This window comes from Paraburkholderia sp. C35 (assembly GCF_003121405.1).
GTDB lineage: Bacteria > Pseudomonadota > Gammaproteobacteria > Burkholderiales > Burkholderiaceae > Paraburkholderia.
Genome location: NZ_QBUY01000189.1, coordinates 1 through 8,693, shown reverse-complemented (window position 1 = coordinate 8,693; position 8,693 = coordinate 1). Strand labels below are relative to the sequence as shown.

Annotated in this window: 8 protein-coding genes; 3 read left to right on the top strand and 5 right to left on the bottom strand. The window is 59.8% G+C overall.

What is annotated here, in order from left to right; translation table 11 throughout:
• The 3 genes from DK391_RS43290 to DK391_RS43280 all read right to left on the bottom strand — a co-directional run.
• Positions 1-842, bottom strand: an 842-nt coding sequence (locus DK391_RS43290; RefSeq protein ID WP_109484149.1) for a porin, incomplete at its 3' end; no start/stop codon positions are given.
• 249 nt (positions 843-1,091) lie between these two features.
• On the bottom strand, positions 1,092-2,996 hold the full coding sequence (locus DK391_RS43285) for a sugar phosphate isomerase/epimerase and 4-hydroxyphenylpyruvate domain-containing protein (protein WP_109484148.1): 1,905 nt from the start codon (positions 2,994-2,996) through the stop codon (positions 1,092-1,094).
• Between the two features lie 26 nt (positions 2,997-3,022).
• Positions 3,023-3,868: a 3-keto-5-aminohexanoate cleavage protein gene (locus DK391_RS43280; RefSeq protein ID WP_109484151.1), complete on the bottom strand. Its 846-nt coding sequence runs from the start codon at positions 3,866-3,868 to the stop codon at positions 3,023-3,025.
• Between the two features lie 395 nt (positions 3,869-4,263).
• Here DK391_RS43280 and DK391_RS43275 point away from each other — a divergent pair, with 395 nt between their 5' ends.
• Both DK391_RS43275 and DK391_RS43270 read left to right on the top strand, forming a co-directional pair.
• Positions 4,264-5,034 (top strand): IclR family transcriptional regulator C-terminal domain-containing protein, encoded by a 771-nt coding sequence (locus DK391_RS43275; RefSeq protein WP_109484147.1) that lies wholly within the window; start codon positions 4,264-4,266, stop codon positions 5,032-5,034.
• Positions 5,035-5,063: 29 nt separating this feature from the next.
• The gene (locus DK391_RS43270) at positions 5,064-5,735 is read left to right on the top strand and encodes a phosphoribosyltransferase family protein (protein ID WP_109484146.1); all 672 of its coding nucleotides are present in this window, start codon (positions 5,064-5,066) and stop codon (positions 5,733-5,735) included.
• Positions 5,736-5,811: 76 nt separating this feature from the next.
• Here DK391_RS43270 and galU read toward each other — a convergent pair whose 3' ends face one another.
• Complete coding sequence (gene galU, locus DK391_RS43265; RefSeq protein WP_109484150.1) at positions 5,812-6,705, bottom strand: UTP--glucose-1-phosphate uridylyltransferase GalU; 894 nt, start codon at positions 6,703-6,705, stop codon at positions 5,812-5,814.
• Between the two features lie 271 nt (positions 6,706-6,976).
• Positions 6,977-7,120 carry a hypothetical protein gene (locus DK391_RS45155; protein WP_199588629.1) on the bottom strand — a complete coding sequence of 48 codons (144 nt, stop codon included), beginning with the start codon at positions 7,118-7,120 and terminating at the stop codon, positions 6,977-6,979.
• A 243-nt stretch (positions 7,121-7,363) separates the two neighbouring features.
• Between DK391_RS45155 and DK391_RS43260 the strand changes: the two genes are divergently transcribed.
• On the top strand, positions 7,364-8,539 hold the full coding sequence (locus tag DK391_RS43260; protein ID WP_109484145.1) for an acyltransferase: 1,176 nt from the start codon (positions 7,364-7,366) through the stop codon (positions 8,537-8,539).
• The last annotated feature ends 154 nt before the right edge of the window (positions 8,540-8,693 follow it).

Genomic DNA, 8,693 nt, shown 5'->3' with positions numbered 1-8,693 from the left:
ACGTTCGAGTACGTTGCCGTGATATCGAACTGGCTGTTGAACGTATAGCCGGCGCCGACTGCAAAACGCTGCTGCGCGCGTGCCGACTGATAGCCGTTCGTCACCGCCGAAATACCGGCCTGTGCGCCTGCATTCGACGTCGTCGTATCGGTGCCGAAGGTGCCGCCGTTGACATTCGAGTTGTTGATCTTCGAGAAGCCCACCGCGATGCCGATCGGGCCTTGCGCGTACTGGATCGCCGTGCTCCACGTCGAGCCTGCGTACGCGCTGCCCGGCACACCGGCAAACGAATACGAACCGCTGAACTTGAAGCCGTACAACGTCGGCGACATGTACAGCAGCGTGTTGTTGGCGCGGTAAATCGTATCGAGCCCGTCGAGATCGCCCGCGTGCGCGCCGTAGAAACCCGTGAGCCACGTCGTCGGGCTATACGGCGACAGCAGCTGGTAGTACGCCGCATACTGGCGGCCAGCCGTCAGCGAACCGTACGTGTTGTTCGACACGCCGACAAACGCTTGCCGGCTGAACATCAGGCCGCTCGTCGACATGGCACCGCTGTTCGCGCTGAAGCCTTCTTCCAGTGTGAAGATCGCCTTCGTGCCGCCGCCGAGGTCTTCTGCGCCCTTCAGGCCGAAGCGGCTGCCCGCCCACACGCCCGTGACCATCTTGAAGGCCGAGTGGCCGCCCGTGGTCGAACCGAGCGAGGTCGAACTCGACTGATAGCCGATGCCGTTATCGATAATGCCGTACAGCGTCACGCTGCTTTGCGCGAAGGCCGGCAGCGTGGCCAGCATCGCTGCGCCCGCCAAGGCGGCCTTGACTTCGGGGTAACGTCGTTTCATCTCCTGATCCTTTGTCTTTAAGTGTTGTCTCGATGCGCAAGCATCGTTTTGTCGGCGGCGTGTAACAGGTATAAACAGGTACTTACTACAGGTACAGACAAGTGCGACCATGCGCGCATAAAACGCTGCCGCCGGTGCTGCGGGTAGTGCGAAAACTGGAGTGATGCGGGAAAACGGTCTTGCGCCGATCGCTGCGGGTTACTACCAGTGCGGAAAACCCGCGCGATCCTTTATTGCTTATGCCTGCGTTTAACTGTTCTTGCGCTGTGCCTGCGCGGCGAGCCTGACGGGTGCATTGACCGCGCCATATCCGTCATAACCGCCCTTGCGCTGCACGACCTCGAGAAAGAAGCGTCCATCCATCTGCTCGGTGTACACATGGAAGAATTCGCCGCCCTGCGCATCCCTGTCGTAGAGGATGTGGGCGTCTTTCATTTGCGACACGATGCCGTCGGCGAAATCGTATCGTGCTTCAAGGTCATCGTAATAGTTCGACGGGATCTTCAATAGCCGAACGTCGCGTGCGCGCAACTGTTCGACGGCCGCGAAGATATCGTCTGTGAAAAACGCCACGTGATTGAGGCCGGATCCGCGATACGTATGCAGAGATTGCGCCGTCGAAGTGCGCCCATCTGCCGATGCGTTGAGCACGATCCGCACAGAACCGTCGGTACTGCGTACGGCCCGGCTGCGCACGAGGCCATACGGATCAGGCAGCAGCCACGCCGGTTCCGCATCGAAACCGAACACGGCCTTGAAGTAAAGAATCCATGTATCGAGCGAGTCGGCAGGCAGATCGAGGCAGACGTGATCGATGCCCTTCAGCCCTCCTCGTTCGTCCCGCATGCGCTGCGCATCCTGCTGCGGCGTCAGCACGAAATCGGCTTCGTAGAGCGTGGGCTCATCGGGCCGTGCATCGACGAAATAATGCAGGCTGCCATCGGGCGCACGCACGCCCGGCACGACGCGTTCATTCGGACCGACACGGCCCGAAAACGGTGCATAACCGAACGACGTCGCACGCTCGAACGCGCGTGCTGCATCGTCGACCTGGAACGCCGACGCGCACAGCGACAAGCCATGCCGATGGAAGAACTCGCTGGCGAACGAATCGGTCTCGGCATTCAGCACGATCGACGCATCGCCCTGCTGATACAGCGTCACGTCTTTCGAGCGATGCTTGCCCGCCGCATGAAAACCCGCCTCCGCGAAGCGTTGCGCGAGACGCGGCGCACTGGTCGAATCGACGGCGAACTCGATGAACTGGAAGCCCGAATGCGCGGGTGGCGCAGGCGGTGTGAAGAGCGGCTGGCTGGCCTTTGCGCTCGCGTGCTCAGTGGCGTACTTTGCGGCCTGCTCTTCGAGGTACAGCAGCGAACGATAACCGTCGGCTGCCGTGGCCGCCGTCGGCGCGGCGCGAAAGCCATCGTTGAAAATCTCGAGCGAAAACGGACCTTGATACCCCGTTGCAAGCACGCGATCGGCAAAGCCCGCGACATCGAGATCGCCTTGCCCCGGAAAACACCGGTAGTGACGGCTCCATTCGAGCACATCCATCTTTTGCAGCGGCGCATCGGCGATCTGCACGAAGGCGATGCGGTCGCCCGGAATGTCGGCGATGGGATCGATCGGATCGTCGATCGACAGCGTGTGGAAGCTGTCGAGTATCAGACCGAGGCTCGCATGATCGACGGCATCGACCAGCCGCCATGCATGCAGATACGAATTCACATACTTGCCCCACGCCAGTGCTTCGAAGCCGACGCGCACACCTTCGCGCTCGGCAAGCAGCGCGAGCTGTCCGAGCTGATCGACGATCAGCGCATCGTCTGCAATCACGTTTGCATTGACGTTGCTGCACACGAGCACCAGATCCGTGCCGAGTTCGTGCATCAGTTCGAACTTGCGCTGGGCGCGATTCAGGTTCTGCGCGAGCCGTTCCTTCGAGACACCCTCGAAATCGCGGAACGGCTGGAACAGTGTGATCTGCAGGCCGAGATCGGCACAGCGCTTGCGGATGTCGGCGGGCGAGCCGTCGAAATACAGCAGATCGTTTTCGAAGATCTCGACACCGTCGAAACCCGCCGCGCGAATGGCCGCGAGTTTCTCGACGAGCGTGCCGCTAACCGACACAGTAGCAATGGAGCGAAGCATGGGATGGCGTGTCTGAAAAGTCGTGTCTATGCTGCGGGCTTGAGTGCCAGCATCTCGCGAGCCTGCTTCGCGGTCGCAACGGGACGGTCGTATTCCGCGCACAGATTCGCCACGCGCTGCACGAGTTGCGCATTGCTTTTCGCGAGCGTGTCCTTGTCCCAGCGCACGTTGTCTTCGAGACCCGTGCGACAGTGGCCGCCCATTTCGAGCGTCCAGTAATTGACTTCAAGCTGATGCCGGCCGATGCCCGCCGCCGTCCACGTCGCCGTCGGCAGCAGCTTCTGCAGTTGCGCGACTTCGAATTCGAGAATCTCGCGACGCGCAGGCAAGGCGTTCTTCACGCCCATCACGAACTGCACGTGCACGGGGTCTTTCAGCAGACCTTGCTGAACGAGATCGACGGTGCTGTACAGCATCGCCAGATCGAAAATTTCGATCTCGGGCTTCACGTCGTGATCGAGCATCGTCTGCGCGAGCGTGCGCACGAAATCAGGCGGGTTCTCATAGACCGTGGTCGGAAAGTTCACCGACCCGGTGGCCAGCGAGGCCATGTCGGGACGCAGATCGAGCATCGCGCCGCGCTGCTCGAACGAGCGGCCGCGGCCACCCGTCGAAAACTGGATGATGATGTCAGGGCAATGCTTGCGGATGCCTTCCTGCAGCAGCGCGAAGCTGTTGCGGTCCGAGCTCGAGCGCTCCTCTTCGTCGCGCACGTGCAGATGCACGAGCGTTGCGCCGGCTTCATAGGCTTCATGGGTGCTCTCGACCTGCTCGGGAATCGAGATCGGCACCGCCGGGTTGTCTTTCTTGCGCGGCACGGAACCCGTGATCGCGACGGAGATGATGCAAGGCTGATTCGTGGGGTGACTCATGGCAGAACCTTCTTCGATGAAACCCGTGATGCCGCTGCTCGATACAACCGACCGACCCATTCGATGCTTCGCGGCGTAAAGCGCAAGGCGCTGAGGTGGCTCAAGAATAGGCAAGCGTGTCTGGGTGAGCAATGCTCCAACTGCGTAAAGCGTGCGTTAATCGCACGACGTTGTGCGATTAACGCGCGCTTCGCGGGTTTGCACCAGGCAAGCTGTTGCTGCGCGGACACAGCGAAAACGAGGCTTGGCGGGCGATTCACACGTATCGCATGGCCTTGCCTACCCGCATTCGTACCCGTCACGCCGATTTTCTTTACGCTGAACCAAGCGCGCCCGTGTGAGCGATAATCGCGCATACCGATACGTTATCCGCGCAAAATCAGGGGACGATTGCCATGAACCGACCGCCATTGGACAAACGCGACTGGATTGCGGGCCTCGAAAAAGGTCTCGCGATTCTCGAATCGTTCGACAGCGAGCACGCGCGACTCACGCCGAGCCAGGCTGCGCAACTGACGGGCATGACGCGCACGGCTGCGCGCCGCTATCTGCTCACGCTCGAACATCTCGGCTACGTGCAGGGCGATGGCAAGCTGTATGGGCTGACGCCGCGCGTGTTGCGGGTCGGCTGGTCGTATTTCGATTCCGCGCGCCTGCCCAAGACCGTGCAGCCGTATCTGCAGCAACTGAGCCTGAGCATCGGCGAGTCCGTGTACGTGAGCGTGCTCGACGACTGGGAACTGGTGTTCATCGCACGTAACGGCAGTTCGCGCGTGATGACGACGGGCTTCGTGCTCGGCGCGCGCGTGCCCGCCCCGCTCACCTCGCCCGGCGTCGTGCTGCTCGCGTATCACCGCAATCAGGAAGCGATGCAGACGTGGCTCACCGACACCGAACTCGCGCCCTTCACGCCGCACACCGTCACCAACAAGACGGGCCTGCTGGAAAAGATCCGCCGCGCACAGGCCGATGGCTACGCGGTGATCGAGCAGCAACTCGATATCGGCGTGCGCGGTGTGGCCGTGCCGATGAAGAACCGGCATGGCGAAGTGGTCGCCGCGCTCAGCACGAATATGCCGATGGGCAAGGAATCACCGGATGCGGCGCTCAATCGCGTGCTGCGTCCGTTGCAGGAGTCGGCGCTCTCGATGCTCAACGTCCTATAGTGATGGGATAGCCGACGTGGGAGCGAATCATGCAGCGCCGCTTTGCCGATCGCGCGGACGCGGGACGTGCGCTCGCCGGGCACTTGAAGCATTACGCGCGACGCGAAGATGTTGTCGTGCTCGGTTTGCCCCGTGGCGGCGTGCCTGTTGCGTTTGAAGTCGCACGCTTGCTGCGTGTGCCGCTCGATGTGCTCGTGGTGCGCAAGCTTGGCGTGCCGTGGCAATGCGAACTGGCGATGGGTGCAATCGCATCGGGCGATGCGCTGTATGTCGATCACGAACTGATACGCGACGCAGGCATATCGCGAGCGGATTTCGAGCGTGTGATTGCAGAGGAAAAGGCGCAACTCGCGCGGCGCGAGGCGCTATTCTTCGATCCGAAGCGTACGCAGATAAAGGTAACAGACCGCGTCGCGATCCTCGTCGACGATGGACTGGCAACGGGCGCATCGATGAAGGTGGCGGCGCGCGCATTGCGTGCAAGGCGTCCCGTGAAGATCGTCGCCGCCCTGCCGGTTGCGCCGTCCGACGCAGCGGCGCGTTTGGGCAGCGACGTCGACGAACTGGTCTGCGTGACTGCGCCGGACGTGTTTTTCAGCGTCAGCCAGTTCTACGCAGACTTCAGCGAAACCACCGACGACGATGTGCGCGCATTGCTCGCACGCGCATCGTCGCCCAGCGGGCCCGCTTCGTGCGGATAAAGCGGGCGCTGGCACCGACTGACCTGCAACGCGACGGCGGATAAACGCGCCGCCGTCGAGGTCGCAGGCGTTGCTTTCAGGCGGCGGCAGCCGTCAGATGCAGCGGCAGATAGCTTTGCAGATAGTCCTCGAAGTCCGCGCGCACTTCCGGGTGACGCAGCGCGAATTCGACCGTGGCCTTCAGATAGCCGAGCTTGCTGCCGCAATCGAAACGCGTGCCGAAGTAGCGATATGCGAGCACCTGCTCTTCCGTCAGCAGCGATTGCAGTGCATCGGTGAGTTGAAATTCACCGCCTGCGCCCGGTTTCAATGCGCGGATATGCCGGAAGATGGTCGGCATCAGCACATAGCGGCCGACCACGCCGAGATTCGACGGCGCCTTTTCAGGGGCCGGCTTTTCGACGATGCCCGACAGCTTGATGACGTCTTCTTCCCACTCCTTGCCATCGACCACGCCATACGAACGGCTCGCTTCGCGCGCGATCGTTTCGACGCCGACGACGGAGCTGTGATAGTGGTTGAACACGTCGACCAGTTGCTTCATCACAGGCTTTTCGCTGTGCAGCAGGTCGTCGGCGAGAATCACGGCGAACGGGCTGTCGCCGCCCAGCTTTTCTGCGCACAGCACGGCGTGGCCGAGACCGAGCGCTTCCGCCTGACGCACATAAAAACAGTCGACGTTGGCGGGTTTGATGCTGCGCACGAGATCGAGCAGTTGCTCCTTGCCGCGCGCTTCGAGTTCCGCCTCGATCTCATAGGATTTGTCGAAGTGATCTTCGATGGCGCGCTTGCTGCGGCCCGTGACGAAGATCATTTCGGTGATGCCTGCTGCGATCGCTTCTTCGACCGCGTACTGGATCAGCGGCTTGTCGACGATGGGCAGCATCTCCTTCGGGCTCGCCTTCGTGGCGGGCAAAAAGCGTGTGCCGAGGCCCGCGACAGGAAAGACGGCTTTGGTGACTTTCAGCATGGTATGCATTTCCACTCGGTTTGATTGAATGTATGCAATCGCCGTGACAGACGGCGCATTGTCGTTGCTGGAAAAGACTAGCGGAAAACAATCTGCAAAGACGCACTGAATCTGCGTTGAAATTAATTCAAATTGTTCTTCCGCAATTTCATTCCGATACTTGAAACGAATACGGAAAGAATGACGCAACCGCTATGAGTCGGCGCGCATACGTTCCGTAATTCTTGCCAATGCCGGCAAGGCGGGCATTGCCCGCTTGCCGCGGCTGCCATCATTCGTGTTCTTCGAACTGCGGCATCTTTTCCGGATTCATGCGGATACGGCTGATCGGTTCGTTGCGCAAGGCTTCGCGATAGGCCGATACGGCGACGAGCAATAGCAGCACGGCGACGCCGGCGATCAAATGCAGGTTCATGACCCCACCCCTGTCGAAAGTTTTCCCCGCATCAACCTAACATGAAAAAAAACGGCAAATAATTCAATCGTCTATTCGTATTTTTATGTTTGAATCGAATGCAATATGGATGTCACGAATGAATTAATTACGAGAATTTTCTTGCCGTTTTTTTGCGCGCCCGATCACCTAGGATATGCAGGCAGGCGCGCTGCGTGTTTCATGCTGCGCGTCAATTCAATTATCGAACACCGAGGACCGCGCATGAGCGATACAGCACTGGACGCCACTGGTTCGTCCCCGTCCTTTGCACCTGCCGCGCGCAGCGGCGCGAAAGTCGCGGACAAGGAGCACGTCATCGACGCGATGCGCGGCTTTGCTGCGCTGCTGGTGGCGTATTTTCATTGCCGCCAGGTCGAATGGGTGGGAATGCAGAGCTTTCACCAGCTGGCCGGCAAGTCATTCGATCTGAATACGATCGTGGCGTATCTGACCTTGCCGATTGCGTGGGGTTCGGCAGGGGTGCCGATTTTCTTTGTGATCAGCGGGTATTGCATTCATCGCAGTGCTGCGCAGCGGCTGGTTGCCAATCCTGCATATCGGCTCAATGCTGCCAATTTCTGGGCGCGGCGATTTGCGCGTATTTATCCTGTGCTGTTCGCTGCGTTGGTGCTCACGCTGGCGCTGGATTGGACCAGTCTGCATTTTTTGCCGGTCAATCATAAGATTCTCGATATCGGGCCTAAGGCGTTTCTGGTCAATCTGTTTTCGCTGCAGGGTGTGGCGGGGAAGACGTATGGGTCGAATGGTGCATTGTGGACGCTGTCGCTCGAAGTGCAGTTTTATCTCGTCTATCCGTTGCTTTTAGCCCTGCGTCGCAAGTTTGGCATGATGCCGGCGCTGGGGTTCGTGGCGCTCGTGAATATTGTTTCGGTGTTTGTTTTTGAGCGGCACTATTTGCAGTTCTTCACGTCGTTCTGGTTTTCGTGGACGCTTGGGGCGTGGATTGCTGAAGTGCAGGTTCGGCGTGGTGGGGCTTCATCGCCGGCGCGCGATCGGTCCTGGTTGATGTATGGCGCGGCGCTGGTGTTGAGCGTGCTGGGTTGTGCTGCGTTTCACTTCGGGCAGTACCCTGCGTTTCAATTGTGGGCGATCGGGTTTGCATGCTATCTGGTTGAGGCTCTCAAGCGTCCGCGTCAGTCGGACTCGCCTGTTGCGCGGCTGTTTTCGTGGTTTGGGGACTTTAGCTTCTCGCTGTATTCGATTCATCTGCCCATTTTTGTGCTCCTTTCGTCGCTGTTTTATCGGTCAGCGCTTCAGGTTTCTATTTTGCCTGGGTTTGGTTTTATGCTTGTTGCGGTGGGGGTTGCTTGGGTGTTTTATCGGTGTGTTGAGTTGCCTGCCATGAAGTGGTCTGCGAGGCTTAAGGTTAGGGTTTGATTTTCGCTGGCGCTCGAGGGTTGTGGTCTTCGCTGGCGTCCGCGTTTTGTTAGTGGTGCTTCATGCGTTGCCCCTGTGCGGGGCAGCACCTACTTTTCTTTGCCGCGGCAAAGAAAAGTAGGCAAAAGAAAGCCGCTGAACACCACCCACTACG